The following is a 26,295-nucleotide window of genomic DNA, read 5'->3' on the forward strand; positions in this document are numbered from 1 at the left end:
ATTCATCTCATTAAGATCGCGCCCTGACGCGGCCCCCGCGCCGTCAACCCGCAATCCCAGAGATTCCCATGACTTCGAAGTTCGTCGTGTCGCCGCTCGCGGCTGCGCTCGCCCTCGCTTTCACCCTGCCGGCCGTGGCCGCCCCCGCGCCCGAACCGCAGGCCAAGGACCTCGACGGCGTCGCCGTCCACGGCCATCGCGTGGAGAAGGCCAGCAGCGGCAAGTACACGGCGAACCTGCGCGACACCCCGCAGACGATCACGGTGATCGACCGCAACACCATCGACGGCCAGAACCTGCTGTCGCTGACCGACATCCTCAGCACCCTGCCGGGCATCACCTTCGGCGCCGGCGAAGGCGGCGGCGGCTTCGGCGACAAGATCAACCTGCGCGGCTTCGACGCCAGCAACGACATCACCGTCGACGGCGTGCGCGACAGCGGTCTCTACAGCCGCACCGATCCGTTCAACCTGGAAGCGGTCGAAGTCGTCAACGGCGCCAACTCGGTCTACTCCGGCGCCGGCTCGGTCGGCGGCACGGTCAACCTGGTGACCAAGAGCGCCAGCCTCAACGAGTTCCACAAAGCCTCGATCGCCGCCGGCACCGACAGCTACGGGCGCGTCACCACCGACAGCAACTTCGTCCTCGGCGAAGGCAGCGCGCTGCGCCTGAACGCGATGGCGCACCAGAACGACGTGCCGGGCCGCGACGTCGAGCAGAACGAGCGCTGGGGCGTGGCCGCCTCGCTGGCCTTCGGCCTCGGCAGCGACACCACCTGGACCCTGAACTACATCCATCAGGAAGACCAGAACACCCCGCAATACGGCCTGCCGTTCTTCAACGGCGACGTGCTGCCCGGCATCGATCGCGGCAACTACTACGGCTACAGCAACATCGACAAGCAGGACATCGATCTCGACTCGCTGACCTCGATCGTCGAGCACAACTTCAGCGACGCGTTCAAGATCCGCAACCTGACCCGCTGGCAGCAGGTCGACCAGTTCTCCCTGGTCGACGCCGTGCAGGGCACCTGGTGCCTGGCCAACAACCGCACTCCGCTCGGTGCCGCCTGCGGCAGCACCCGTCCCGGCAACTACAGCCCGAGCGGCCCGCGCGGCTACGGCCGCGACACCCGCAACACCTCGCTGTACAACCAGACCGACCTGACCGTGCAGTTCAACACCGGCGCGATCGAGCACGACCTGGTGGCCGGCTTCTCGGTGCTGCACGAAGAATTCGACCTCGACGTCACCAGCGACTTCCGCAACCCCAACGGCACCAACCCGTTCCTCGCCGGCCTGCCGCAGATGGACATCGCCCGTCCGGACCACATCTACCGCGGCCCGCTCAACCGCACCCTGACCGGCCGCACCGAAGGCGAGCTCGACAACCGCGCGATCTACGTGTTCGACACGCTGAAGTTCAACGAACAGTGGCAGCTGAGCCTGGGCGCGCGCTACGAGCGCAACGAAGGCAAGACCACCAACGCGGTGGTGGTGCAGGCCCCGACCGCGGCCAACCAGCCGCTGCCGGCGCTGCCGATCGGCACCGTCACCGGCTACGGCGTGCCGTTCAAGAGCAACGACGACCTGTTCTCCTACCGCGCCGGCCTGGTCTACAAGCCGGTCGAGAACGGCAGCATCTACGTCGCCTACGGCAACTCCAAGACCCCGTCCAAGGCCTCGGTCAACGGCTCGTGCACCGCGCAGACCTGCTCGGTCGATCCGGAAACCGCGGTCAATTACGAAATCGGCACCAAGTGGGACTTCCTCGACGGCCGCCTGGCGCTGACCGGCTCGGTGTTCCGCAACGACCGCAAGAACTATAAGGTCGCCGACCTGGACAACCCGGCCAACCTGACCGGCCTGCAGCAGCTCGACGGCCGCGCCCGCGTCGACGGCGTGATGCTCGGCCTGTCCGGCCTGCTGACCGACCAGTGGGCGGTGTACGCCAACTACGCCTTCCTCGACAGCGAAGTGCTGCAGGGCGTGTCCGACCGCCAGGCCAACCTGGGCCTGGACTACACCCGCGGCGACCGCCTGACCCAGGTGCCGGAGCACGCCTTCAGCCTGTGGACCACCTACGACATCAGCCCGCGCTGGCAGGTCGGCTACGGCGCGACCTACCAGGGCAAGATCTGGCTGACTCAGCACAGCGCGACCAACGTCAACGGCCCGCTGACCACCTACGGCAGCTACTGGACCCACCGTGCGATGGTCAACTACAAGATCAACCGCCAGGCCTCGCTGCAGCTCAACGTCAACAACCTGACCGACGAGGAATACTTCACCCGTATCCGCAACAACGGTTGGGCGACCCCGGGCGACGGCCGCCAGGTGGTGCTGAGCGCGAACTTCTCGTTCTGAGCTTAGGGCCCGCTACCGGCTCGCGCCGGTAGCGAGGCGGCCCGGCTGGCGCCCGCCGCCGGGTTCACGCTCTAATCGGACCTCCACGGTCCAGCGCGCCGCCCGGGACCTCCCGGGCGCGCGCATTGAGGAAAACCATGCTGCTGCACGTTCCCAAGGTGCTCACCGCCGAACAGGTCGCCCATTGCCGGGCGCGCCTGGACCAGGCCGGCTGGGCCGACGGCCGCATCACCGCCGGCCATCAGTCGGCCAAGGCCAAGGACAACGCGCAGCTGCCCGAAACCGATCCGGCCGCGCGCGAACTCGGCGCGCTGATCCTCGACGCGCTGTCGAAGAACCCGACCTTCTTCTCCGCCGCGCTGCCGCAGCGGGTGTATCCGCCGCTGTTCAACCGCTATGCCGGCGGCCAGTCGTTCGGCTTCCACGTCGACAACGCGATCCGCTACGACCGCAGCCGCGGCGGCATGGACGCGGTGCGCACCGACCTGTCGGCGACCTTGTTCCTGAGCGCGCCGGAGGAATACGACGGCGGCGAACTGGTGATCGAAGACACCTACGGCAGCCACAGCATCAAGCTGGCGGCCGGCGACCTGGTGCTCTACCCCGGCACCAGCCTGCATAAGGTCACCCCGGTCACCCGCGGCGCGCGGGTGGCTTCGTTCTTCTGGATCCAGAGCCTGTTGCCGGAAGACGCGCAGCGGCGGCTGATGTTCGAACTCGACGTCTCGATCCGGCGCCTGAGCGCCGACGTGCCCGAGCATCCGGCCCTGGTCCAGCTGACCGGCGTCTACCACAACCTGCTGCGACGCTGGAGCCAGACGTGAGTGCGGCCAGCAGCGACGACCGCGCGATCAGGACCGGCTCGATCAAAGCCGGCCCAATCAAGGCCACTTCGGGCACGATCGATCCCAACCGTCGCGCCTATTGGCTCAAGACCCTGCACCGCTGGCACTGGATCAGCGCCGCGGTCAGCCTGATCGCGTTGCTGCTGTTCGCCGCCACCGGCATCACTCTCAACCACGCCGCGCAGATCGAATCCGAACCGGTGGTGGTCAATCTCAAGGAAACCCTGCCGGCCAGCCTGCTGCGCAGCCTGAAAGCCGAGCGCGCCGAAGACGCGCCGTTGCCGGGCGCGGTCAACGACTGGCTCGCCGATGCGTTGGACGTGCGCACCGAAGGACGCAAGGGCGAGTGGTCCGATGCCGACGTCTACGTGTCGCTGCCGCGTCCGGGCGGCGACGCCTGGCTCAGCATCGACCGCGAGAGCGGCGCGATCGAATACGAACGCACCGACCGCGGCTGGATCGCCTGGCTCAACGATCTGCACAAAGGCCGCAACACCGGCACCGCCTGGCGCTGGTTCATCGACCTGTTCGCGGTGGCCTGCCTGCTGTTCGCCCTGACCGGGCTGTGGCTGCTGCAGTTGCACGCGCGCCAGCGCGGCAAGACCTGGCCGCTGGTCGCGCTGGGCCTGGCCGTGCCGCTGCTGATCGTCGTCCTGTTCATGCACTGACATCCGAATCCGTATTACCGCTAGGAGCCGATCCATGAAGCTGTCGTCGTTCAAAGTCCTGATTCCGGCGCTGGCGCTGCCGATGCCGGCGTTCGCGGCCGATCTGGAACTCAACATCGAGATCCCGCGCATCAACGCCGCCGAGTACCACCGCCCCTACGTCGCGGCCTGGATCGAAAAGGCCGACAACACCGTCGCCAGCAACCTGGCGGTCTGGTACGACGTCGACATGAAGAACGGCGAAGGCACCAAGTGGCTGAAGGACATGCGCCAGTGGTGGCGGCGCAGCGGCCGCAGCCTGAGCATGCCGGTCGACGGCGTCAGCGGCGCGACCCGCCCGGTCGGCCAGCACGCGCTCTCGTTCAAGGGCAACGGCAAGCAGCTCGCCGCCCTCGCGCCGGGCAACTACATCCTGGTGGTCGAAGCCGCGCGCGAAGTCGGCGGCCGCGAGATGGTCAGCATTCCCTTCCAGTGGCCCGGCAAGGCGCAGAACCTGTCCGCGCAGGGCAAGACCGAACTGGGCAAGGTGAAGGTGGCGGTGAAGCCTTGAGAGCCGGGAATGGGGAATAGGGAATGGGGAATGGTTCGAGCCATTCCGCCCCCGTCTCCGCCCGTCCCGCCGCTCCTGCTTTAACGATTCCCCATTCCCCATCCTCCATTCCCGGACCCAAAGCCATGAAACTCAAACTCCTCGCCGCAGCCGCCGTCGCTACGTTCGCTTTCGCCGGCGCCGCGCAGGCGCACAAGGCCTGGCTGCAGCCGTCGCAGACCGTGTTCTCGACCAAGGGCGCCTGGCTCACCGTCGACGCGGCGGTGTCCAACGACCTGTTCTATTTCAACCACGTGCCGCTGCCGCTGGAGCGGCTGCAGATCACCGCTCCGGACGGCAGCGCCGTGCAGCCGCAGAACCCCGCGACCGGCAAGCTGCGCAGCGTGTTCGACGTCGAGCTGAGCCAGGAAGGCACCTATAAGATCGCGATGAACAACGAAGGCATGTTCGCCAGCTACAAGCTCGGCGGCGAAGCCAAGCGCTGGCGCGGCAAGGCCAGCGAGTTCAAGGCCGGCATCCCGGCCGGCGCGACCGAAGTCAGCGCCTCGGAAAGCCTGGGCCGGGTCGAGACCTTCGCCACCGTCGGCCAGCCGAGCACCGGCGCGTTCAAGACCACCGGCAAGGGCATCGAGCTGGTGCCGGTGACCCATCCCAACGACCTGTTCGCCGGCGAAAGCGCGAGCTTCCAGTTGCTGGTCGACGGCAAGCCGGCCGCGGGCCTGAAGGTCGAGATCGTGCCGGGCGCGACCCGCTACCGCGATCAGCAGAACGAGATCCACCTCACCACCGGCGCCGACGGCAAGTTCGAAGTGAAGTGGCCGGCGGCCGGCATGTACTGGCTGGAAACCGCCAGCGAAGACGCCAAGACCACGCTCGTCGAAGCCAAGCAGCGCCGGCTGAGCTACGTCGCCGTGTTCGAAGTGCTGCCGCAGTAAGCGCCGATGACCTCGTCGACGCCGCGCTGGAGCTGGTCGGGTGCCGTCGCCGGCATCGCGCACGCTCCTGCCGGCGCGCCGGCGACGGCGAAGCTGCGTTTCGCCGCGGCCCCGGCCGCGGCGTTGCATACCCTGAGCGGCGCGACCATGGGCACGACCTGGTCGGTCAAGCTGGTCGCCGCGGCATCGGCGCTGCCGGCGCTGGAACGCGGCGTCCAGGCCCGGCTCGACCAGGTGGTCGCGCAGATGAGCACCTGGGAAAGCGGCTCGGACATCAGCCGCTACAACCGCGCCGAGGCCGGCAGCCGCCACGTATTGCCGGCCGAGTTCGGCGAGGTGCTGCGGGCCGCCTTGGCCCTGGCCGCGGACAGCGACGGCGCGTACGACCCCACGGTCGGCCCGCTGGTCGACCTGTGGGGCTTCGGTCCCGCCGGCGCGCGCGCGCAGGCGCCCGCCGCCGATGCGCTGGCCGCCGCGCGCGCACGGGTCGACTGGCGCCGGCTCGGCTACGACGCCGCCGCGCGCGAGCTGAGCCAACCCGGCGGCGCTTATCTGGATTTGTCCTCGATCGCCAAGGGCTACGGCGTCGACCGCGTCGCCGACTGGCTGCTGGCGCAGGGCGTCGAGCATTGCCTGGTCGAAGTCGGCGGCGAACTGCGCGGTCACGGCCGCCGCCCCGACGGCGGCGCCTGGCGGGTGGCGATCGAACAGCCCGGCGGCAGCGCCGGCGACGCCGCCGCGGTGATCGCGCTCGACGGCGATGCGATCGCCACCTCGGGCGACTACCGGCGCTACTTCGACGCCGACGGCCGCCGCTACGCGCACACCCTGGACCCGCGCAGCGGTGCGCCGATCGATAGCGAGTTGGCTTCGGTCACCGTGCTGCATGCGCAGTGCATGCACGCCGACGGCCTGGCCACCGCGCTCGGCGTGCTCGGCGCGCGCGCGGGCCTGGCTTACGCCAATCGCCGCGGCCTGGCCGCGTTGTTCGTAGTGCGCGAAGGCGAACGCTTCGTCGCCCGCAGCACGCCCGCCTTCCTCGCCCGGCAGCGCGCCGCATGAGCGTCGTCGCACCGCGCCGCCGTCTCGAGTTGGGGACGATCGGCAACGCCCTGGTCCTGCTCGCGCTGATCGCATTGGCCTACGGGCTGGCGCAGTGGCAGGCCGAACCCTGGCAGTGGATTTCGCCCGGGCGCGGCCGCTGGTGGCTGGCCGCCGCCCTGCTCGCCGCCTATGCCGGCTTCGTCGCGACGGTCGCGGTGTCGCGGGCGCGACGCGCGCGGCGCGACGCCTTGCCGGCGGCCTCGCCCGATGCGCCCGGCGACTGGCTGATCGCCTTCGCCAGCCAGACCGGTTTCGCCGAACAACTGGCGCGGCGCAGCCATGCGGCGCTGAGCGAGGCCGGACTGCGCGCCGATCTGGCCGTGCTCGGCAGCCTCGACGCCGAGCGTCTGGCGCGTTACCGGCGCGCCCTGTTCGTGGTCAGCACCACCGGCGAAGGCGACGCGCCCGACAGCGCCGCCGCGTACGTGCGCCGGGTCATGGGCGCGGCCGCGGCGCTGCCGCAGCTGGGCTACGGCGTGCTCGCCCTCGGCGACCGCGAGTACCGCGAGTACTGCGCCTTCGGCCATCGCCTCGATCACTGGCTGCGCCATGCCGGCGCCCAGCCGCTGTTCGACCTGGTCGAGGTCGACAACGGCGAGGCCGGCGCCCTGCGCCATTGGCAGCACCATCTGGGCCTGCTCGCCGGCCGCACCGACCTGCCCGACTGGAGCGCGCCGACCTACACCGCCTGGCGCCTGCAGCAACGCCGCCAATCCAATCCCGGCAGCGCCGGCGCGCCGGCCTTCCATATCGCCCTGACCCCGGCCGACGGCAGCGCCGCCGACTGGCGCGCCGGCGATATCGCCGAAATCGGCCCGCGCAACGCCGATGCCGAGGTCGCCCACTGGCTGGCCCAGGCCGGGCTGGACGGCGCCCAGGCGGTGCGGCGCGGCGAGGCTTCGCAGCCGCTGGCCGAGGCCCTGGCCGGCTCGCGCCTGCCCGATCCGGCCGGCTGCGTCGGCCAGGGCGCACAGGCGGTCGCCGACGCCCTGCAGCCGCTGCCGCATCGCGAGTACTCGATCGCCTCGCTGCCGGCGGACGGTTCGCTGCAATTGCTGGTGCGGCAGATGCGCCGCGACGACGGCCGGCTCGGCCTCGGCAGCGGTTGGCTGACCGAGCATGCCTTGCCCGGCGGCGAGATCGACCTGCGCATCCGCAGCAATCCCTCCTTCCACGCGCCCGACGATGCGCGGCCGATGCTGCTGATCGGCAACGGCACCGGCCTGGCCGGGCTGCGCGCCCTGCTCAAGACCCGCATCGCAGCCGGCCATCGCCGCAACTGGCTGCTGTTCGGCGAACGCAACGCCGCCTGCGACCTGCACTACCGCGACGAGCTCGAGGCCTGGCTGGCGGCCGGCGCGATCGAGCGCGCCGACTACGCGTTCTCGCGCGATGGCGAAGCCCGGGTCTATGTCCAGGACCGTTTGCGCGAGCAATTGCCGCGGCTGCGCGAATGGGTCGCCGCCGGCGCGGCGATCTACGTCTGCGGCAGCCTGGAAGGCATGGCGCCGGCGGTCGAAGCGGCGCTGCACGAAGCGATCGGCGTCGAGGCGCTGGAAGACCTGGCGGCGCAGGGCCGCTATCGGCGCGACGTGTACTGAGCCGCCGCACGCGCTCAGTCGAGCGCGGCCACCCGCACCAGCAGCACTTCGCCGCCGCCGTCGAGCACGCCGCGCAGGCGTTCGCTGCCGGCGGCGAGGAAGGCGGTGTCGCCCATTTGCAGCGGCGGCAGCGACGAGTCGTCGGCGAAGCGCGCTTGGCCGGCGAGCAGGTGCACGGCCCAGGTCTGGCCCGGCTCGGCGAACAACACCATCGGCCCGACCAGCGGCCGGTGCCAGAGCTCGGCGCGGACCCGGTCGCGGCGCCACATCAGGTTGAAGTCGTGGGTCGGGCCGTCGAGCAGTTCGCCCTGCACCGTGCGTTCGCCGGCGAAACGCAGCTTATCGTGCGGCGGCAGCAGTTCGTGGCTCTCGCCGTCGTCGAAGCGCAGGCGCAGGCCGTTGCCGCTGAGCAGGACCAGTTCGCGGTCGATGCCGGGAAACGCGGAGAACGGCGCATCGCGCTCGATCTCCGCGATCGACAGGCGCCAGTCCCAGTCTTCGCCTTCGTCCTCGCAAGGGCGGTCCAGCCCGGCGGCATCGCGGCGCATGCGCACGATCTCGCGGGTCCAGCCGAACTGGTTGCGCCAGCGTTCGCGCCGGTACTCGTTGGCGGGGATGGACCAGGACAGGCTGTCGGACATGGGCGCGCAGGCGGAGGGCGATGGCGCAGTTTAGGCGCTGCGGCGGGGCGGCCCAAGCGCGAGGCGAGCGGACGGTGCGATCGGGGTAGGCAGCGGTGCGGCGGCGGGCGGGGCGAAAGCGCTGGGCAACCGCGAAACGCCAAGAGGTGCGGTGCGGGCGAGGCGGTGCTTCGTTGGGGGCGCGGGGGGTTGGGTTTTCTACGCGTCCCGGGGTCGCGGCTTGTGACCGAAGGAAATCCCTGTGGGGCGTCGCTCCTACCCCTGAGCAACGGGGCTTCGATGGATGACGATGCGGTCGGGGCGTTCTGCGCGTCCCTTGTCGCGGCTTACGCCGCTCCTACAAGAGCGCGCCGGGCCACGGCCCCCGCCATTCCCGGTTCCCGATTCCCCAATCCCGAATCCCGATTCCCGATTCCCGATTCCCGAAAAAGGGTGTGCCCCACCGCGGATCCGTCCGCGGCGGGGCAGCGTACTTCCGTGTCCAGGGACCTCCCCCCGAATCCTTCGAGCATCCTTGCCCGATCAGCTGCCGGTACCGCGTCCTTACGGCGCCGGCAGACTCATTCAACGCTTGCTGGCGGCACGCGGGGCGGCGATCGCGCCCGCAGTGTTGATCGGGCGGCCCTGGGTGGCGCCGCCGACCACGATCCGGTCCCGGTTCTTTTCGACCGTCTTCAGACCGATCCCCTTCACCAAGGCCAACTGCTCGGCGCTGCGGAAGGCCCCATTGGCCTTGCGGTAGGCGACGATGGCTTCGGCCTTGGACGCGCCGACGTTGAGCAACACGCGATCCAGCGTGGCCGCGTCGGCGCTGTTGATGTTGACCTTCTCCGAGGCGATGGCACTGCCGGCAAGCAGCAGCGACAGGACCAGCGACTGGGCAATGAGGGCAAACGACTTCATGGTTGTGCTCCTGAGATTGGATTCCATTCCGGGCCGGCGGCCGTACGTCCTTGAGTCCTTGTGTTCCGCCGGTGGAGACAGTCTCCATGTCTCGACCCGCACAGGTTATCGCCGGCCCGGCCCCCATGAAGTCGGGCGGAGCCGCAGCGCAGGGTAGGAAAAGTCCTACACGGCCCGGGAGGCGTAAACTGCCCCCCTTCCCCGCTCAAGAGGCTCCTCGATGGACGCCAGCCAGGTCGACCGCTACGTCGGCCAGAAGTGGGACGACGAGATCGTCCCGCAACTGGTCGAATACATCCGCATTCCCAACAAGTCGCCGATGTTCGACGCCGATTGGGTCCAGCACGGGTATATGGACGATGCCGTCCGGCTGATGGAGACCTGGGCCAAGGCGCAGCCGATCCCGGGCATGCAGGTCGAGGTGGTCCGCCTGGAAGGCCGTACCCCGCTGATCTTCATCGACATCCCGGCCGCCCACGGCGGCAGCGACTCCGATTGCGTGCTGCTGTACGGGCACCTGGACAAGCAGCCGGAAATGACCGGCTGGGACGACGGCCTGGGCCCGTGGACCCCGGTGCTGAAGGGCGACAAGCTGTTCGGCCGCGGCGGCGCCGACGACGGCTACGCGATCTTCGGCTCGCTGGCGGCGATCCTGGCCCTACAGGACCAGAAAGTCCCGCATGCGCGCTGCGTGATCCTGATCGAGGCCTGCGAGGAGTCCGGCAGCTACGACCTGCCGGCCTACGTCGACCACCTGGCCGACCGGATCGGCAAGCCCTCGCTGGTGGTCTGCCTGGATTCGGGCTGCGGCAACTACGACCAGCTGTGGTGCACCACCTCGCTGCGCGGCCTGGCCGGCGGCAACTTCACGGTCAAGGTGCTCAGCGAAGGCGTGCACTCCGGCGACGCCTCCGGCGTGGTGCCGTCGAGCTTCCGCCTGCTGCGCCTGCTGCTGTCGCGGCTGGAAGACGAGACCAACGGCAAGATCCTGGTCGAAGGCCTGTACGTGGACGTGCCGGAAGAACGCGTCGCACAGGCGCGCCAGGCGGCCAAGGTGCTGGGCACGGCGGTCTACGACAAGTTCCCGTTCCTGCCCGGCATGAAGCCGATGGCCGAGGATCTGACCGAGCTGGTGCTCAACCGCACCTGGCGCCCGGCGCTGTCGGTGACCGGCGTCGACGGCATGCCGCCGCTGGCCTCGGCCGGCAACGTGCTGCGCCCGCACACCTCGGTCAAGCTGTCGCTGCGCCTGCCGCCGACCCTGGACGGCAAGCGCGCCGGCGAACTGCTCAAGGAAGTGCTGCTGCGCGATCCGCCGAACGGCGCCCAGGTCTCGCTGGAACTGGAAAAGTCGTCCAGCGGCTGGAACGCGCCGGCGATGTCGTCGTGGCTGTCGCAGGCCATCGACGCCTCCAGCCGCGAGTTCTTCGGCCAGCCGGCGATGTACATGGGCGAAGGCGGCTCGATCCCGTTCATGGGCATGCTCGGCGAGAAGTTCCCGGGCGCGCAGTTCATGATCACCGGCGTGCTCGGCCCGCACTCCAACGCGCACGGCCCGAACGAGTTCCTGCACATCCCGATGGGCAAGCGGGTCACCGCCTGCGTCGCGCGCGTGGTCGCCGAGCACCACCTGGCCGGCCAGCGCGGCGAAACCACCGGCGTGGCCGCGGTCGCCGACAGCGGCGATCGGCATGGCGATCACGGTTGTTGCTGAGGGGCGGGAATCGGGAATGGGGAATCGGGAATCGTAGAAGCGGGAGCGCGGCGATCGGATCGCCCGCAGCTTTGTTTCGATGACCCTTCCTGCGAGTAAAAAGCGGGCCCTCTTGGGCCCGCTTTTTTTTTGCCCTTGGACCCAGCAAGCAGGTGAATCTCCCAGCCCGAAACTCTAACGATTCCCGATTCCCGATTCCCGACTCCCGACTCCCGATTCCCGATTCCCGATTCCCGATTCCCGATTCCCCATTCCCCATTCCCCATTCCCGCCCCCCCGGCATCACGCGCCGGCGACAGCCGCCGCCACATGATCCAGCCGCGTCAGCCACCCATCCGAAGGAGGCAAGCCATGCTCGGCGGCATCGTGTACACCATCATCATCGGCGCGGTCATCGGCGTGCTCGCACGCTTCTTCAAACCCGGCGCCGATCCGATGGGCTGGATCCTGACCATCCTGCTCGGCATCGCCGGCGCCTATATCGGCAGCCTGCTCTACGCCGGCGGCGGGCTGATCGGCCTGATCGTGTCGGTGATCTGCGCGATCGTGCTGTTGTTCCTGTACGAGATCATTCGGGCCAAGGCTTCGTCCAAGTAAGGCCGGGAATGGGGAATCGGGAATAGGGAATAGGGAATCGTCAAAGCCTCGGGCGGGAGGATTTATCTGTTTGCCGAACCCAAAAAAGAACGGGCCCTCGCGGGCCCGTTCTTTTTAGTTGTCGCTGAGTTTCACCGAAGCGAAATCCGATCCGGTCGTCGCGCCGCTGCTCTTACGATTCCCTATTCCCTATTCCCGATTCCCCATTCCCGGCTCCCGGCTCCCTGCCTCACCGCAGATAGTCGATCACACGCTGCGCCAGCGCCTGCGCGTCCTGCTCCAGGGTCGGCAGGCGCAGTTCGGGGGCTTCGGGGATCTCGTAGGGCGAATCGATGCCGGTGAAGTTGGGAATGCGGCCGGCGCGGGCCTTGGCGTACAGGCCCTTGACGTCGCGGCGCTCGGCTTCCTGCAGCGGGGTGTCGACGAACACCTCGACGAATTCGCCGTCCTCGAACAGGTCGCGCGCCAGCCGGCGCTCGGCGCGGAACGGCGAGATGAAGCTGACCAGCACGATCAGGCCGGCGTCGGTCATCAGCTTGGCGACTTCGGCGACGCGGCGGATGTTCTCGACCCGGTCCTCGTCGGTGAAGCCCAGGTCCTTGTTGAGGCCGTGGCGGACGTTGTCGCCGTCGAGCACGAAGGTGTGATGGCCGAGCGCGTGCAGTTGCTTGTCGACCAGGTTGGCGATGGTCGATTTGCCCGAGCCGGACAGGCCGGTGAACCAGACGCAGCGCGGTTTCTGGTGCTTGCTGCGGGCGCGCGCGGCCTTGTCGACGTCGACCGGGTGCCAGTGCAGGTTGCCGGCGCGGCGCAGGGCGAAATCCAGGGTGCCGGCGGCGACGGTGGCGTTGCTCTGGCGATCGATCAGGATGAAGCTGCCGAGCTCGCGGTTGTCGCGGTAGGCCTCGAACGCGATCGGCTGGTCCAGGCCCAGGTTGACCGCCGCGACCTCGTTGAGCTCCAGGTGCTTGGCGGCGAGCTGGGCCTGGCTGTTGACGTCGATCTTGTGCTTGATCTCGGTGACGCTGGCGCCGACCGTGCGCGCGCCGATCTTCAGCCAATAGGAACGACCGGGCAGCAAGGCGTTGCCGTCCATCCACAGCAGGTGCGCGGCGAACTGGTCGGCCACTTCCGCCGGCCGGTCGCCGGCGGCGATGACGTCGCCGCGGCTGATGTCGAGTTCGTCTTCCAGGGTCAGGGTGACCGCCTGGCCGGCGCGGGCGTAGTACAGGTCGCCGTCGGCGGTGACGATGCGCTGCACCCGCGAGCGGCGGCCCGACGGCAGGGCCACGATCTCATCGCCCGGACGCACCTCGCCGGCGGCGATGGTGCCGGCGAAGCCGCGGAAATCCTGGTGCGGGCGGTTGACCCACTGCACCGGCAGGCGCAGGCCGAGTTCGGCTTCGGTGCGCGCGGTGTCGACGGTTTCCAGATGTTCGAGCACGCTCGGGCCGTCGTACCACGGCGTGGCCGGCGAGCGCTGGATCAGGTTGTCGCCCTCCAGCGCCGACAGCGGCACCGCCTGCACGTGCTCGATGCCGAGCTGGGCGGCGAGCTCGCGGTATTCGCCGGCGATGCGTTCGAACACCTCGCGGTCGAAATCGACCAGGTCCATCTTGTTGACCGCCAGCAGCACGTGGCGGATCCCGAGCAGGGACACGATGTAGCTGTGCCGGCGGGTCTGGGTCAGCAGGCCCTTGCGCGCGTCGACCAGGACCACGGCCAGGTCGGCGGTGGAGGCGCCGGTGGCCATGTTGCGGGTGTACTGCTCGTGTCCGGGGCAGTCGGCGACGATGAACTTGCGCCGCGCGCTATCGAAGAAGCGGTAGGCCACGTCGATGGTGATGCCCTGCTCGCGCTCGGCGGCGAGGCCGTCGACCAGCAGGGCGAAGTCGATCTCGCCGTTGCGGGTGCCGTGGCGCCGGCTGTCGGCGCTGAGCGCGGCCAGTTGGTCGTCGAACAGGCGCTTGGTGTCGTGCAGCAGGCGCCCGATCAGGGTGCTCTTGCCGTCGTCGACGCTGCCGCAGGTGATGAAGCGCAGCAGGCTCTTGCGCTCGTGCTGGCGCAGGTAGTCGGCGACTTCGTCGGCGACGGGATCGGCGATTCGGGATTCGGGATCGGCGAAAGCCAGAACCTCCCCGCCTACCGATTCCGCTTCCACGTCGCCGCGCTCCGCCTCGACCAATCCCGAATCCCCAATCCCGAATCCCGGCTTCATCAGAAATACCCTTCCTGTTTCTTGCGCTCCATCGACGCCGACGGATCGTGGTCGATGACCCGGCCCTGGCGTTCGGAGGTGGTCGCGACCAGCATCTCGGCGATGATCGCCTCCAGCGTGTCGGCCTCGGATTCGATCGCGCCGGTCAGCGGATAGCAGCCCAGGGTGCGGAAACGCACCTTGCGTTGCTGCGGCACTTCGCCCTCGCGCAACGGCAGGCGCTCGTCGTCGACCAGGATCAGGCTGCCGTCGCGCTCCACCACCGGGCGCTGCGCGGCGAAGTACAGCGACGGTACCGGAATGCGCTCGCGGTAGATGTACAGCCACACGTCGAGCTCGGTCCAGTTCGAGATCGGAAACACGCGCACGCTTTCGCCGCCGTGGATGCGGGTGTTGTACAGGCTCCACAGCTCCGGTCGCTGGTTCTTCGGGTCCCAGCGGTGCTGCGGATTGCGGAACGAGAAGATCCGCTCCTTGGCCCGCGACTTCTCTTCGTCGCGGCGCGCGCCGCCGATCGCGGCGTCGAAGCGGTTCCAGTCCAGCGCCTGCTTCAGGCCCTGGGTCTTCATCACGTCGGTATGCACGGCGGCGCCGTGGCTGATCGGGCCGACGCCCTGGGCCAGGCCGTCGGGGTTGACGTGCACGCGCAGGTCGACCCCGGTTTCGGCGGCGCGGCGGTCGCGGAACGCGATCATCTCGCCGAACTTCCAGCCGGTGTCGACGTGCAGCAGGGGGATCGGCGGGCGCGCCGGATAGAACGCCTTGAGCAGCAGGTGCAGCAGCACCGAACTGTCCTTGCCGACCGAGTACAGCATCACCGGATTGCGGAACTCCGCGGCGACCTCGCGCAGGATGTGGATGCTTTCGGCCTCGAGCCGGTCGAGATGGCTCAGCGTGCGCGCCGCCAGTCGCGGCGGCGCGGCCGGGTCGGCGGCGATGTCGAACAGCGGGCTCGGTTCGGGTAACGCACTCATGCAAGCGGACTCGTGGTGCTCGGCGGCGGCTGCCGGCGGAGATTGTGCGGGTTGCCGGCGACGGCGGTCGCAGGCGCGGCCTTACGGGTGCCGGGCAGGCCGGCGGGGCCGGAGCGGGCCGGCCCGGCACGGCCGGTCCGGAGCCTCGGCCCCGGAGGCCATTAGAAATCCCCCCGGAATCGGGGAGAAATGAGCGCAGGTCATGAACGCATAACCGAGCATCCTTTCCGCCGCCCCGGGGCCGGCTCGTAGCCTGCTGACTCCCAAAGCCAGAAGCCGACCGCCGTGCCCGCCGCCGCCCTGTCCGCTCCCGCCCTGCTCGCCACTCCGCTGCCCGCGGACCGGCTCGACTCGCTCGCCCGTCTCACCGACGGTTTGGACAAAGACAGCCTGTGGTGGCTGTCCGGCTATGCCGCCGGCCTGGCCCGCGCCGGCGGCGGCCTCGCCGCCGCGGCGCAGGCGCCGCTGGCCGAAACCCGCAGCGGCGAGCGCCTGAGCATCGTCTACGGCAGCCAGACCGGCAACGCCAAGCGTCTGGCCGAGCAGCTCGCCGGCCAGGCCGAGGCGGCCGGGCTCAACGTGCGCCTGCTGCGCGCCGACGCCTACCCGACCCGCGAACTCAAGAACGAGCGCCTGCTGTACCTCGTCGTCAGCACCCAGGGCGACGGCGATCCGCCCGACGACGCCCGCGGCCTGGTCGAGTTCATCGCCGGCAAGCGCGCGCCCGAACTCAAGCAGCTCGGCTACGCCGTGCTCGGCCTGGGCGATTCCAGCTATCCGCAGTTCTGCGCGATCGGGCTCAAGCTCGACGCGCGCCTGGCCGAACTCGGCGCCAACCGGCTGTTCGCCCGCGGCGACGCCGACCTGGACATCGAGACCGTGGCCGCGCCGTGGTTGCAGCAGGCCCTGGCCCAGGCCAAGGAAACCCTCAAGCCGGCCGCCGCGCACCTGGCCACTGTGACCCCGCTGCGGCCGCTGCCGAGCGCGCCGACGCACCATCGCGACGCGCCGTTCGCGGCCGAGCTGATCGGCAACCAGCGCCTGACCCAGGCGGTCGCCGGCCGCTACCGTTCCGACAAGGACGTGCGCCATATCGAACTGTCGCTGGAGGGCTCCGGCCTGCATTACCAGCCCGGCGACGCGCTCGGTCTGTGGCCGCGCAACCCGGCGCCGTTGGTCGAGGCGGTGCTGCAGACCCTCGACCTGGACGGCGACGCCGCGGTCGTCCACGCCGGCCAGGAACTGCCGCTGCGCCAGTGGCTGAGCGAGAAGCGCGAGCTGACCAAGCTGGCGCGGCCGTTCGTCGCCAGCCACGCCGCGCATGCGCGCAGCGACGAACTCAATCGCCTGCTCGCTCCCGACCAATCCGCCGCGCTGGCCGAATTGCTGGCGGGCAGCCAGGTGATCGACCTGCTGCAGCGCTACGACGGCCACTGGAGCGCCGACGAGTTGGTCGCCGCGCTGCGGCCGTTGACCCCGCGGCTGTACTCGATCGCCTCCAGCCAGAAGCTGGTCGGCGACGAAGTCCACCTCACTGTCGCTCACCTGCAGTACGAAACCGCCGCCGGCACCCGCTGGGGCGCGGCCTCGCACCAACTGGCCAGCGCCGCCGAGGGCGAGCGCCTGCCGGTGTTCGTCGAGCACAACGAGCGCTTCCGCCTGCCTGCCGACGGCGCGCGCGACGTGATCATGATCGGTCCCGGCACCGGCGTCGCCCCGTTCCGCGGCTTCGTCCAGGAACGCGCCGCCGACGGCGCCGGCGGCCGCAACTGGCTGCTGTTCGGCAATCCGCATTTCCGCACCGACTTCCTCTACCAGACCGAGTGGCAGGCGGCGCTGAAGTCGGGCCAACTGCACCGCCTGGACCTGGCCTTCTCGCGCGACCAGAGCCACAAGGTCTACGTCCAGCACCGCCTGCGCGAACGCAGCCGCGAACTTTACGACTGGCTGCAGAACGGCGCCCACCTGTACGTGTGCGGCGACGCCACGCGGATGGCCAAGGACGTGCACGCGGCGCTGCTGGCGGCGATCGCCGAGCACGGCGGCAAGAGCGCGGAAGACGCCGAAGACTATCTCAACCAATTGCAACAACAGGGCCGCTACGCCCGGGACGTGTACTGATGCGCGCTGTCGGCCATCGCCAATCGATCGAATCGGGCCGCACGTCGCAGGCCGCCGGGTTCGGCTTCGTGTCTACTGATCGCAACGGATCGCAGGTTGCCCCGGCGGCCCGGATGGAACGCGGGAGCATCACCGACACGGTCGAGCGCGCCGGCAAGAGCGCGCCGGCGCTCGCGGGTCGCGTTCCGTTCGGGCTGCATCTGTCCGGCCTGCGTTCGCCAGGCAGGCAGCCGTTCGCGGCGCGCGCCGCCGGAGCCGCGGCATGAGCGCGCACTCGGTCGAGGACATCAAGCGCGCCAGCGCGCGGCTGCGCGGCAGCCTGCTGGAAAGCCTGGCCAACCCGGTCACCGGCGCGCTCGCCGACGACGATCAGACCCTGATCAAGTACCACGGCAGCTACCAGCAGGACGATCGCGACCTGCGCGAGGAGCGCCGCCAGGCGCGCCTGGAACCGGCCTACAGCTTCATGATCCGCACCCGCACCCCGGGCGGCGTGGTCTCGCCGGAGCAGTGGCTCAAGCTCGACGCCATCGCCACCACCTACGCCGAGCGCGGCCTGCGCGTGACCACCCGCCAGGCGTTCCAGTTCCACGGCGTGATCAAGACCGAACTCAAGCCGACCATGCAGGCGATCAACGCCGCGCTGATCGACACCCTGGCCGCCTGCGGCGACGTCAACCGCAACGTCGCGGTGGCCGCCAACCCGCAGCTGTCGGCCAGCCACGCCGAGGTGTTCGCCCAGGCCGCGGCGCTGTCCGAACATCTGCTGCCGAACACTCGCGCCTACTACGAGATCTGGCTCGACGAAGAACGCGTCGGCGGCAGCGGCCAGGAGGACGAGCCGATCTACGGCGAGGTCTACCTGCCGCGCAAGTTCAAGATCGGCTTCGCGATTCCGCCCTACAACGACGTCGACGTGTTCGCCCAGGACCTGGGCTACATCGCGGTGATCGAGAACGGCCGGTTGCAGGGCTACAACGTCACCGTCGGCGGCGGCATGGGCGCCACCCACGGCGACCCGGAAACCTATCCGCGCCTGGGCGACGTGATCGGTTTCGTGACCCCCGAGCAGGTGATCGCGGTCGGCGTGGCGGTGGTCACCGCCCAGCGCGACTTCGGCAACCGCGCCGTGCGCAAGCGCGCGCGGTTGAAGTACACCATCGACGATCGCGGTCTGGACTGGTTCAAGGCGGAAGTCGAACGGCGCGCCGGTTTTCCTCTCCTTCCGGCGCGCCCGTTCGCCTTCCGCCATAACGGCGACCGCTTCGGCTGGGTCGAGGGCGACGACGGCCGCGGCCACCTGACCCTGCGCATCCCGGCCGGACGCATCGTCGACGGCGCGCTGGACGGGCGCGGCGAGCAGGTGACCCACCTCAGCGGCCTGCGCGAGATCGCGCGCCTGCTGCTGGCCCACGACGGCGCGCAGTTCCGCATGACCCCGAACCAGAACCTGGTGGTCGCCGGGGTGCCGTCGGCGCTGCGCAACGAGATCGACGCGCTGGTCGCCGCGCACGGCCTGGACGGCTACCGCGCCGCCAGCGCCCTGCGCCGCAACGCCATCGCCTGCGTGGCGCTGCCGACCTGCGCCCTGGCGATGGCCGAGGCCGAACGCTACCTGGCGGACTTCGTGACCCAGGTCGAGGCCTTGCTCGATCGCCACGGCATTCCCCAGGCCGCGATCAACCTGCGCATCAGCGGCTGCCCGAACGGTTGCTCGCGTCCCTACCTGGGCGAGATCGCCCTGGTCGGCAAGGCGCCCGGCCGCTACAACCTGATGCTCGGCGCCGACCATCGCGGCCAGCGCTTGAACACCCTGTACCGCGAAAACATCGCCGAGGCCGAGATCCTCGCCGCACTGGATCCGCTGCTGGCCGGCTACGCCCGCGAAGGCGGCGCCGGCGAAGGCTTCGGCGACTATCTGGTGCGCAGCGGCGCGGTCGCGATTCCCTATCCCACACCCACCGGCATTCCCGTCGCCCTGATTGCAGAGGCCGCCGCATGAGCGCTCCAATCGATCCCGTCACCGCCGCCGAATCGCCGCGCGCGTTGGCCGAACTCAACGCCTGGCTGGGCAGCCGCAGCGCCGAGCAGCGCGTCGCCTGGGCGTTGGAGAACACCGCCGGCGAACATGCGCTGTCGTCGAGCTTCGGCGCGCAGTCGGCGGTGTCGCTGCACATGGTCACCCGGCAGGCGCCGGACATCCCGGTGATCGTGGTCGACACCGGCTACCTGTTCCCGGAAACCTACCGCTTCATCGACGAACTCGGCGAGCGCCTGCGGCTCAACCTCAAGGTCTACCGGCCGCAGATCGGCGTGGCCTGGATGGAGGCACGCTTCGGCCGGTTGTGGGAACAGGGCGTGGAGGGAATCGAGCGCTACAACCGCATGCGCAAGGTCGAGCCGATGCAGCGCGCGCTGTCCGAACTGGGCGTGCGCACCTGGATCGCCGGCCTGCGCCGCAGCCAGTCCGGCAGCCGCGCCGGGATCGAGTTCCTGCAGTTGCGCGACGGCCGCTGGAAGCTGCATCCGCTGGCCGACTGGAGCGACCGCGACATCTGGGATTACCTGCACGCGCACGAGTTGCCTTACCACCCGCTGTGGCACCAGGGCTACGTCTCGATCGGCGACATCCACACCACCCGGCCGCTGGAGCCGGGGATGCGCGAAGAAGACACCCGCTTCTTCGGCCTCAAGCGCGAGTGCGGCCTGCATTTCGACAGCGAGCCGGCGGAGCCGCAGGCGGCCTGATCCGAGCTTCGGCTTGAAGCTGCGATACGGACGGAAGCGCTAGCAAAAAGCAGAAGCAAATCCCCCCTGCCCCCCTTTTTCAAAGGGGGGAACGACACGGGCCTCAAGAAGAAGACAACGATGCGATGCATCGGCCGCAACGGTGTGCCCGCGTCGGCCGCAACGGTGCGCCCGCGTCAGCGGCGTACCGGCACGAGTGGCACGTCGAAGCGGTGCAGACACCCACACATCAACGCCCCCACCCGAAGCATTCCCCCCTTTGAAAAAGGGGGGCCAGGGGGGATTTGCTGTTGCCGTTGTCGTTACCGCCCCATCAAGTCCCGATCGACTGGGTCAGCTCAGTCCAGGTCGGCGCCACCGGCCACTGCGGTTCCAGATTCCCTTCCAGCACCCGGCGCAGATCGCGGCGGTCGACCTGCGGCGCCAGGCCGTGGATCAGCTCCAGCGCGTAGTCGCGCAACACCCGCGCGCGCGGGATCACCGCCCAGGTCACGCACTCGGGCAGCGCATCCGGCGCGGCCAGCGCGCGCAGGTCTTCGTCGCGCGCGGTGACCGCCATTTCCGCCAGCAGGCCGACGCCGAGGCCGGCGCGCACATAGGTCTTGATCAGATCCGCGTCGCGCGCGGTCATCGCCAGCAGCGGTTCGTGTCCGCCGGCGACGAAGGCGCGGCGCAGCGACGACTCCGGCCGGGTCGAGGATTCGTAGCTGATCAGCGGCTCGGCCGCGAGCTCGGCCAGGGTCGGAGGCCGCCCTAGCTTGGCCAGGCCGTGCGCGCGCGGCACCAGCACCACCCGGCGCCAGCGGAACAGCGGCACCGCCAGCCCGCCCTCGGGCGCGGCGCCGGCGGTGCTGATCACCGCCAGATCGGCGTTGCCGTGCGACAGGTTCGACAGCACTTCGCCGTCCGAGGCCGCCTGCAGGTGCACGCTGACCTGGGGAAAGTTGCGCTTGACCTGGGCGATCACCGGCGGCAGCACGAAGCGCGCCTGGGTGTGGGTGGTCGACAGCACCAGCCGGCCGGCGTGCTGGCCGCGCTCGTTGGCCGCGTAGGCGCGGATGTTGGCGGCTTCTTCCAGGATCCGCCGGGCGTGCTCCAGCACCCGCTCGCCGGCCGGGGCGATCGCCTCCAGGCTGCGGCCCTTGCGCACGAACAACAGGAAACCCAGCTCGTCCTCGAGCTGCTTGAGCTGCTTGGACAAACCGGGCTGGGTCGCGTGGACGCGTTCGGCAGCCAGGGTGATGTTCAAGCCCGAATCGGCGATCGCGACCAGATAGCGCAGTTGGGTCAGGGTCATGGCGTGGCGGTCCGTAAGAGGGAGGGATCGGCGGCGCGGCGGCGCAGGCGGCGACAACAGCCGGTCCCGGAACGGGTGGGACGGTGCGGTCGTAGGCTGCTCGGGCGGATCGCGTCCACGTGATCTATCGCTCTATTCGGATGGAAGGATTTCTAGATTAGCCAGCGCGGCAACAGCTTGTCCAGTTTTGGTTTCTGAACGCAAGTAATGGGTAGCGCGGCTCATTACGCCGCGGCATGTGCAAAGGCGGCGCCGTCATTTCCCGTCGCCGCCGCGGGGCCGTAGCGTCGTATCGTCCTCTTACCCCCGCTACCCGGTCGCCGCCATGACCCGCGCTCTGTTTCCCCTGTTCGCCGATCTGAACGGACGCGAGGTACTCGTGGTCGGCGGCGGCGCAGTGGCGCTGCGCAAGGCCGGCGCCCTGCTCGAGGCCGGCGCGCGGGTCCGCCTGGGCGCTCCCGAACTGATCCCGGCCCTGGCCGCCTGGGCCGCCGAGGGCCGCATCGAACACCGCCCCGGCCGCTTCGTCGACGAGTGGCTGGACGGGGTGTGGCTGGCGATCGCCGCTACCGACGACGCCGCGGTCAACCGCGCCGTGGCCGAGGCCGGCGCAGCGCGGCGGATCTGGGTCAACGTGGTCGACGACGTCGAGGCCTCCAGCTTCCACGTGCCGGCGCGGGTCGAACGCGGCCCGGTGCAGATCGCCATCTCCAGCGGCGGCGGCGCGCCGATGCTCGCCCGCCACCTGCGCGAAACCCTGGAAACCCGCTACGACGAATCGCTGGGCGCGCTGGCAGAACTGCTCGCCGCGCAGCGCGAACGCATCCGCGCGCGCCTGCCCGAACTCGGCGCGCGCCGTCGCTTCTTCGACCGCCTGCTCGCCGGGCCGCTGCAGGCGCTGCTGCGCCAGGGCCGCCAGGCCGAAGCGCAGCAGGCCTTCGACGCCGCGCTGGCCGACGACGCCGGGCGCGGCGAAGGCCGCGGCTCGGTCGCCCTGGTCGGCGCCGGTCCCGGCGATCCCGGCCTGCTGACCCTGCGCGGCCTGCGCGTGCTCAACGAGGCCGACGTGATCCTGCACGACCGCCTGGTCAGCGCCGAGGTGCTCAAGCTCGCGCGCCGCGACGCCGAACTGATCGACGTCGGCAAGCAGGCCGCTTGCGCCGCGATCGAACTCACCCACCCCACCGATCACCAGTCCACCCAGCAGCGCATCCACGCGCTGATGCTCGAGCACGCCCGCGCCGGCAAGCGCGTGGTCCGGCTCAAGGGCGGCGATCCGTTCGTGTTCGGCCGCGGCGGCGAAGAACTGGAAGCGCTGCGCGAACACGGCATCGATTTCGAAGTCGTGCCCGGCGTCACCGCGGCCCTGGCCTGCGCCGCCTATGCCGGCATTCCGCTGACCCATCGCGAACACGCGCAGTCGCTACGCCTGGTCACCGCTCACCTCAAGGACTCGGCCGAACCGCTGGACTGGCGCGCGCTGGCGCTGGAACGGCAGACCCTGGCGGTGTACATGGGCGTGTCCGGCCTCGACGTGCTGCGCGACAAGCTGATCGAACACGGCCGCGCCGCCGACACGCCGTTCGCGCTGATCGAAAACGGCTCGCGCCCGAACCAGCGCGTGGTCGCCGGCACCCTGGCCAACCTCGCCGAGCGCGCCGCGCAGCACCAGGTGCGCTCGCCGGCGCTGCTGATCATCGGCGAAGTCGCCGCCCTGTCCGAACGCCTGCACTGGTTCGGCCGCGCCCCGCTAGGCGACGGCGCCACGGAGCCGGCAGGCGCGAACTACGCCGCGGCCGCCTGAGCCCTTCACCGCATCCGAACCCACGCCACGGGAGCCCCTCATGCCTTTGTACGACAGCATCCTCGACACCGTCGGCAACACGCCGATCGTCAAGCTCCACCGCATCGCGCCCAAGCACGTATCGCTGTACGCCAAGGTCGAATCGTTCAATCCCGGCGGCTCGGTCAAGGACCGCCTGGCGCTGGCGATCGTGCTCGACGCCGAACGCAGCGGCGCGCTCAAGCCCGGCCAGACGATCGTCGAAGCGACCTCGGGCAACACCGGCATCGCCCTGGCCATGGTCGCCGCCGCGCGCGGCTATCCCTTCGTCGCGGTGATGACCGAAACCTTCTCGGTCGAGCGGCGCAAGCTGATGCGCGCCTACGGCGCCAAGGTGATCCTGACCCCGGCCGCCGAACGCGGCAGCGGCATGGTGCGCAAGGCCGCCGAACTGGCCGAGCAGCACGGCTGGTTCCTGGCCCGCCAGTTCGACAACCCGGCCAACCCGGCCTATCACCGCAGCACCACCGGCCCGGAAATCCTGCGCGATTTCGCCGGCAAGCGGCTGGACTATTTCGTCACCGGCTGGGGCACCGGCGGCACCCTCAGCGGCGCCGGCCAGGTGCTCAAGTTGGCGCGTCCCGACTTGAAGATCGTCACCTCCGAACCGGCCGGCGCCTCGCTGCTCAGCGGCAAGGACTGGCAGCCGCACAAGATCCAGGGCTGGACCCCGGACTTCGTGCCCGGCGTGCTCGATCGCGGCGTCGCCGACGAGATCCGTCCGGTCGACGACCTCAGCGCGCGCGACACCGCGCGCCGCCTCGCCGCCGAGGAGGGCCTGTTCGTCGGCATCTCCGCCGGCGCCACCGTCGCCGCTGCCTTGCAGGTCGCCGAACAGGCGCCGGAAGGCTCGGTGCTGCTGGCGATGCTGCCCGACACCGGCGAGCGCTACCTGTCCACGTTCCTGTTCGAAGGCGTTGCCGAAGGCTCCGACGACGAGTGGTTGGCGTCGCTGGAAGCGCGCGAGACGGCCGCCGCCTGACCTCGTTCGACCCGCGGGATGGGGCCGGGCGCGGTTCGATGCGCACGTGCCGCCGCAACGGACCGGCGCCGCGCCGGCTCCATCCCGCAACTGCGCAGGCCGCGGCCTGCACACCGGGCACCCGTAGGGCGGGGCCCACGGCGTCCTAGGCCGGAAGCAGCGGTGGCGACTGCATCCGGACGACGGCGACGTGGGCTTCGCCCTACACCTTTTGCGGCGATGGATTGCCGCGCCGTTTCATGAAGACGGCGAACCGACGCCTGCGCCGGCGCTGCGCTCCGACCGCGGTGCCGGCGCCGATGGACGCGCGGTCGCGGCTCGCGCCGCTGCTGCCCCTGAACGCGTGAGGTTGCCAACGCGGCGCGGGCGGCTACCCTGTGCGCCTGCGGCCTTCGCCGCATGGAGCCTGCATGACCCAGCCGTCCCCTTCCGACCGCGACACCGCCCGCCTGGCCTGGGCCCGCGCCGCGACCGGCGACGACCGCCTCGATCTGGTCCGCGCCTCGTTCGACGCCGGTTTCCGCAGCTATTGGCGCGGCAGTACCGGCGACGGCGCCAGCGTGATCGTGATGGACTCGCCGCCCGAGCTGGAAGATCCGCGTCCCTGGCTGCGCCTGCACGAAGTGCTGGCCGCCGGCGGGGTGCGCGTGCCGCAGGTGTTCCGGGCCGATCCGCAGCTTGGCTTCCTGCTGCTGGAAGACCTGGGCCAGCGCACCTTCCTGCAGGCGGTCGAGGCCGGCGAAGCCGATCCCGACGCGCTGTTCGAGCAGGCCTTCGATCAGTTGCTGAAGATCCAGGCCCTGCCCTGCCCGGACGACCTGCCGCCCTACGACGAGGCCTTCCTCAGCCGCGAGCTGCGCCTGTTCGACGAGTGGTTCCTCGGCCGCCACCTCGGCCTGACCTTGGACTGCGGCGATCTGGAGCGGCTGGACCTGGCCTACCGGCGCATTCTCGACAACGTGCTGGCGCAGCCGCAGGCGTTCATCCACCGCGACTTCATGCCGCGCAATCTGATGCCGGTGGCGGAAGGCCTGGCGGTGATCGACTTCCAGGGCGCCTTGCGCGGCCCGATCGCCTACGACCCGATCAGCCTGTTCCGCGACGCCTTCGTCAGCTGGCCGGAGCAGCGCGTCGAAGCCTGGCTGGCGCGCTACCACGCGCGCGCCGTCGCCGCCGGCATCGCCCTGCCCGACTATGCGCGCTTCCGCCGCGACGCCGACTTCGCCGGCCTGCAGCGCCACATCAAGATCCTCGGCCTGTTCGCGCGCCTGCACCATCGCGACGGCAAGCCCAAGTACCTGGCCGACGCGCCGCGTTTCCTGGCCTATCTCGATGTCGTGCTGCCGCGCTATCCGGAGTTGGCGCCGCTGGCCGAGATCGTCGAACGCTACGTGCGTCCGGCCCTGGCCCGGAACGCTGCGCTCGACGGCGCGCCGGCATGAAGGCACTGATCTTCGCCGCCGGCCTGGGCGAGCGCATGCGCCCGCTGACCCTGCACACGCCCAAGCCCTTGCTGAGCGTGGGCGGCAAGCGCCTGATCGAATGGCACCTGGACAAGCTCGCCGCGCTCGGCGTCGAGGAGGTGGTGGTCAATACCTCCTGGCTGGCCGAACAGTTTCCGGCCACGCTCGGCGACGGCGCGCGCTGGGGCTTGCGGCTGCGCTACTCCTACGAAGGCGCGACGCCGCTGGAAACCGGCGGCGGCATGCTGCATGCGCTGTCGCTGCTGCAAGAGGGCGTCGCCGCCGACGCGCCGTTCCTGGTCGCCAACGGCGACATCTGGACCGACTACGACTTCGCCGCGTTGCCGCGCGCGTTCGACGGCGATGCGCACCTGCTGCTGGTCGACAATCCGGCCCAGCATCCGCACGGCGATTTCCATCTCGGCAACGACGGCCGCATCGGCAACGAAGGCGCGGCAAAACTGACCTATTCCGGCATCGGCCTGTATCGCGCCTCGCTGTTCGAGCGTTGGCGCGAGATCCTCGGCGACGCCGCCGGCGCCGGGCTGGACCCGCCGCGCTTCAGCACCGTGCCGTTGCTGCGCGCCGCCGCCGATGCCGGCCGCTTGAGCGGCTCGCACCATGGCGGCCGCTGGACCGACGTCGGCACGCCCGAGCGCCTGCAGCGACTCGACGCCGCGCTGATCGCGGCAGCGCACGGCTGAATGCAACCAACGAATCGATAT

The 26,295-nt window shown here is 70.0% G+C and carries 22 protein-coding genes; 17 read left to right on the top strand and 5 right to left on the bottom strand.

Translation table 11 applies throughout. The features are described 5' to 3' along the window. The first annotated feature begins 68 nt into the window (after positions 1-68). The 7 genes from K4L06_RS00275 (at position 69) to K4L06_RS00305 (ending at position 8,069) form a co-directional block, all read left to right on the top strand. Positions 69-2,366, top strand: a complete 2,298-nt coding sequence (locus tag K4L06_RS00275) for a TonB-dependent receptor (RefSeq protein ID WP_221669484.1) — start codon at positions 69-71, stop codon at positions 2,364-2,366. Positions 2,367-2,503: 137 nt separating this feature from the next. Continuing rightward, a complete protein-coding gene (locus K4L06_RS00280; RefSeq protein ID WP_221669485.1) occupies positions 2,504-3,190 on the top strand; it encodes a Fe2+-dependent dioxygenase in 687 nt (228 codons plus the stop codon). Between the two features lie 56 nt (positions 3,191-3,246). Then, positions 3,247-3,879 carry a PepSY-associated TM helix domain-containing protein gene (locus tag K4L06_RS00285; protein WP_221673469.1) on the top strand — a complete coding sequence of 211 codons (633 nt, stop codon included), beginning with the start codon at positions 3,247-3,249 and terminating at the stop codon, positions 3,877-3,879. Between the two features lie 34 nt (positions 3,880-3,913). Beyond that, a complete protein-coding gene (locus tag K4L06_RS00290; RefSeq protein ID WP_221669486.1) occupies positions 3,914-4,429 on the top strand; it encodes a DUF2271 domain-containing protein in 516 nt (171 codons plus the stop codon). A gap of 125 nt (positions 4,430-4,554) precedes the next feature. Beyond that, positions 4,555-5,364, top strand: coding sequence for a DUF4198 domain-containing protein (locus K4L06_RS00295; RefSeq protein ID WP_221669487.1), 810 nt, complete (start codon positions 4,555-4,557; stop codon positions 5,362-5,364). A 6-nt stretch (positions 5,365-5,370) separates the two neighbouring features. Further along, positions 5,371-6,426: an FAD:protein FMN transferase gene (locus K4L06_RS00300; protein ID WP_221669488.1), complete on the top strand. Its 1,056-nt coding sequence runs from the start codon at positions 5,371-5,373 to the stop codon at positions 6,424-6,426. Further along, on the top strand, positions 6,423-8,069 hold the full coding sequence (locus K4L06_RS00305; protein WP_221669489.1) for a sulfite reductase subunit alpha: 1,647 nt from the start codon (positions 6,423-6,425) through the stop codon (positions 8,067-8,069). The genes K4L06_RS00300 and K4L06_RS00305 overlap by 4 nt, the downstream gene beginning before the upstream one ends. A 14-nt stretch (positions 8,070-8,083) precedes the next feature. Here the strand turns inward: K4L06_RS00305 and K4L06_RS00310 are convergent, their stop codons facing one another. Together K4L06_RS00310 and K4L06_RS00315 are read right to left on the bottom strand one after the other, a co-directional pair. Further along, entirely contained in the window at positions 8,084-8,710 is a 627-nt protein-coding gene (locus K4L06_RS00310; RefSeq protein WP_221669490.1) for a HutD family protein, read from the bottom strand. Positions 8,711-9,274: 564 nt separating this feature from the next. Beyond that, positions 9,275-9,613: a helix-hairpin-helix domain-containing protein gene (locus K4L06_RS00315; protein ID WP_064749266.1), complete on the bottom strand. Its 339-nt coding sequence runs from the start codon at positions 9,611-9,613 to the stop codon at positions 9,275-9,277. 220 nt (positions 9,614-9,833) lie between these two features. Between K4L06_RS00315 and K4L06_RS00320 the strand changes: the two genes are divergently transcribed. Both K4L06_RS00320 and K4L06_RS00325 read left to right on the top strand, forming a co-directional pair. After that, positions 9,834-11,327: a M20 family metallopeptidase gene (locus K4L06_RS00320; RefSeq protein ID WP_221669491.1), complete on the top strand. Its 1,494-nt coding sequence runs from the start codon at positions 9,834-9,836 to the stop codon at positions 11,325-11,327. Between the two features lie 351 nt (positions 11,328-11,678). Further along, entirely contained in the window at positions 11,679-11,924 is a 246-nt protein-coding gene (locus K4L06_RS00325; protein WP_221669492.1) for a GlsB/YeaQ/YmgE family stress response membrane protein, read from the top strand. Between the two features lie 229 nt (positions 11,925-12,153). Here K4L06_RS00325 and cysN read toward each other — a convergent pair whose 3' ends face one another. Both cysN and cysD read right to left on the bottom strand, forming a co-directional pair. Continuing rightward, positions 12,154-14,142, bottom strand: a complete 1,989-nt coding sequence (gene cysN, locus K4L06_RS00330) for a sulfate adenylyltransferase subunit CysN (RefSeq protein WP_221669493.1) — start codon at positions 14,140-14,142, stop codon at positions 12,154-12,156. Continuing rightward, positions 14,142-15,050 carry a sulfate adenylyltransferase subunit CysD gene (gene cysD / locus K4L06_RS00335; protein WP_255595434.1) on the bottom strand — a complete coding sequence of 303 codons (909 nt, stop codon included), beginning with the start codon at positions 15,048-15,050 and terminating at the stop codon, positions 14,142-14,144. The genes cysN and cysD overlap by 1 nt, the downstream gene beginning before the upstream one ends. A 366-nt stretch (positions 15,051-15,416) precedes the next feature. Between cysD and K4L06_RS00340 the strand changes: the two genes are divergently transcribed. The 4 genes from K4L06_RS00340 to K4L06_RS00355 are packed head-to-tail and all read left to right on the top strand — an operon-like array spanning position 15,417 to position 19,985. After that, positions 15,417-17,237: an assimilatory sulfite reductase (NADPH) flavoprotein subunit gene (locus K4L06_RS00340; RefSeq protein ID WP_221673470.1), complete on the top strand. Its 1,821-nt coding sequence runs from the start codon at positions 15,417-15,419 to the stop codon at positions 17,235-17,237. Further along, a complete protein-coding gene (locus K4L06_RS00345) occupies positions 17,237-17,503 on the top strand; it encodes a hypothetical protein (RefSeq protein ID WP_221669495.1) in 267 nt (88 codons plus the stop codon). The genes K4L06_RS00340 and K4L06_RS00345 overlap by 1 nt, the downstream gene beginning before the upstream one ends. Then, complete coding sequence (gene cysI, locus K4L06_RS00350; protein ID WP_221669496.1) at positions 17,500-19,239, top strand: assimilatory sulfite reductase (NADPH) hemoprotein subunit; 1,740 nt, start codon at positions 17,500-17,502, stop codon at positions 19,237-19,239. The genes K4L06_RS00345 and cysI overlap by 4 nt, the downstream gene beginning before the upstream one ends. Further along, the gene (locus K4L06_RS00355; RefSeq protein ID WP_221669497.1) at positions 19,236-19,985 is read left to right on the top strand and encodes a phosphoadenylyl-sulfate reductase; all 750 of its coding nucleotides are present in this window, start codon (positions 19,236-19,238) and stop codon (positions 19,983-19,985) included. Before cysI ends, K4L06_RS00355 begins: the two co-directional genes overlap by 4 nt. 313 nt (positions 19,986-20,298) lie before the next feature. On the opposite strand, the gene K4L06_RS00360 is transcribed toward K4L06_RS00355, so the two are convergent. Next, on the bottom strand, positions 20,299-21,282 hold the full coding sequence (locus K4L06_RS00360) for a LysR family transcriptional regulator (protein WP_221669498.1): 984 nt from the start codon (positions 21,280-21,282) through the stop codon (positions 20,299-20,301). 325 nt (positions 21,283-21,607) lie between these two features. Between K4L06_RS00360 and cysG the strand changes: the two genes are divergently transcribed. From cysG to murU, 4 genes are all read left to right on the top strand, one after another. After that, on the top strand, positions 21,608-23,086 hold the full coding sequence (cysG, locus tag K4L06_RS00365) for a siroheme synthase CysG (RefSeq protein ID WP_221669499.1): 1,479 nt from the start codon (positions 21,608-21,610) through the stop codon (positions 23,084-23,086). A 40-nt stretch (positions 23,087-23,126) separates the two neighbouring features. Further along, positions 23,127-24,107 (top strand): cysteine synthase A, encoded by a 981-nt coding sequence (gene cysK / locus K4L06_RS00370; RefSeq protein WP_221669500.1) that lies wholly within the window; start codon positions 23,127-23,129, stop codon positions 24,105-24,107. A 410-nt stretch (positions 24,108-24,517) separates the two neighbouring features. Further along, positions 24,518-25,549: a phosphotransferase gene (locus K4L06_RS00375; protein ID WP_221669501.1), complete on the top strand. Its 1,032-nt coding sequence runs from the start codon at positions 24,518-24,520 to the stop codon at positions 25,547-25,549. Further along, positions 25,546-26,274, top strand: coding sequence for an N-acetylmuramate alpha-1-phosphate uridylyltransferase MurU (gene murU, locus K4L06_RS00380; RefSeq protein ID WP_221669502.1), 729 nt, complete (start codon positions 25,546-25,548; stop codon positions 26,272-26,274). Before K4L06_RS00375 ends, murU begins: the two co-directional genes overlap by 4 nt. Positions 26,275-26,295 lie beyond the last annotated feature (21 nt).

The sequence above is a fragment of the Lysobacter sp. BMK333-48F3 genome, assembly GCF_019733395.1.
Classification (GTDB): domain Bacteria; phylum Pseudomonadota; class Gammaproteobacteria; order Xanthomonadales; family Xanthomonadaceae; genus Lysobacter.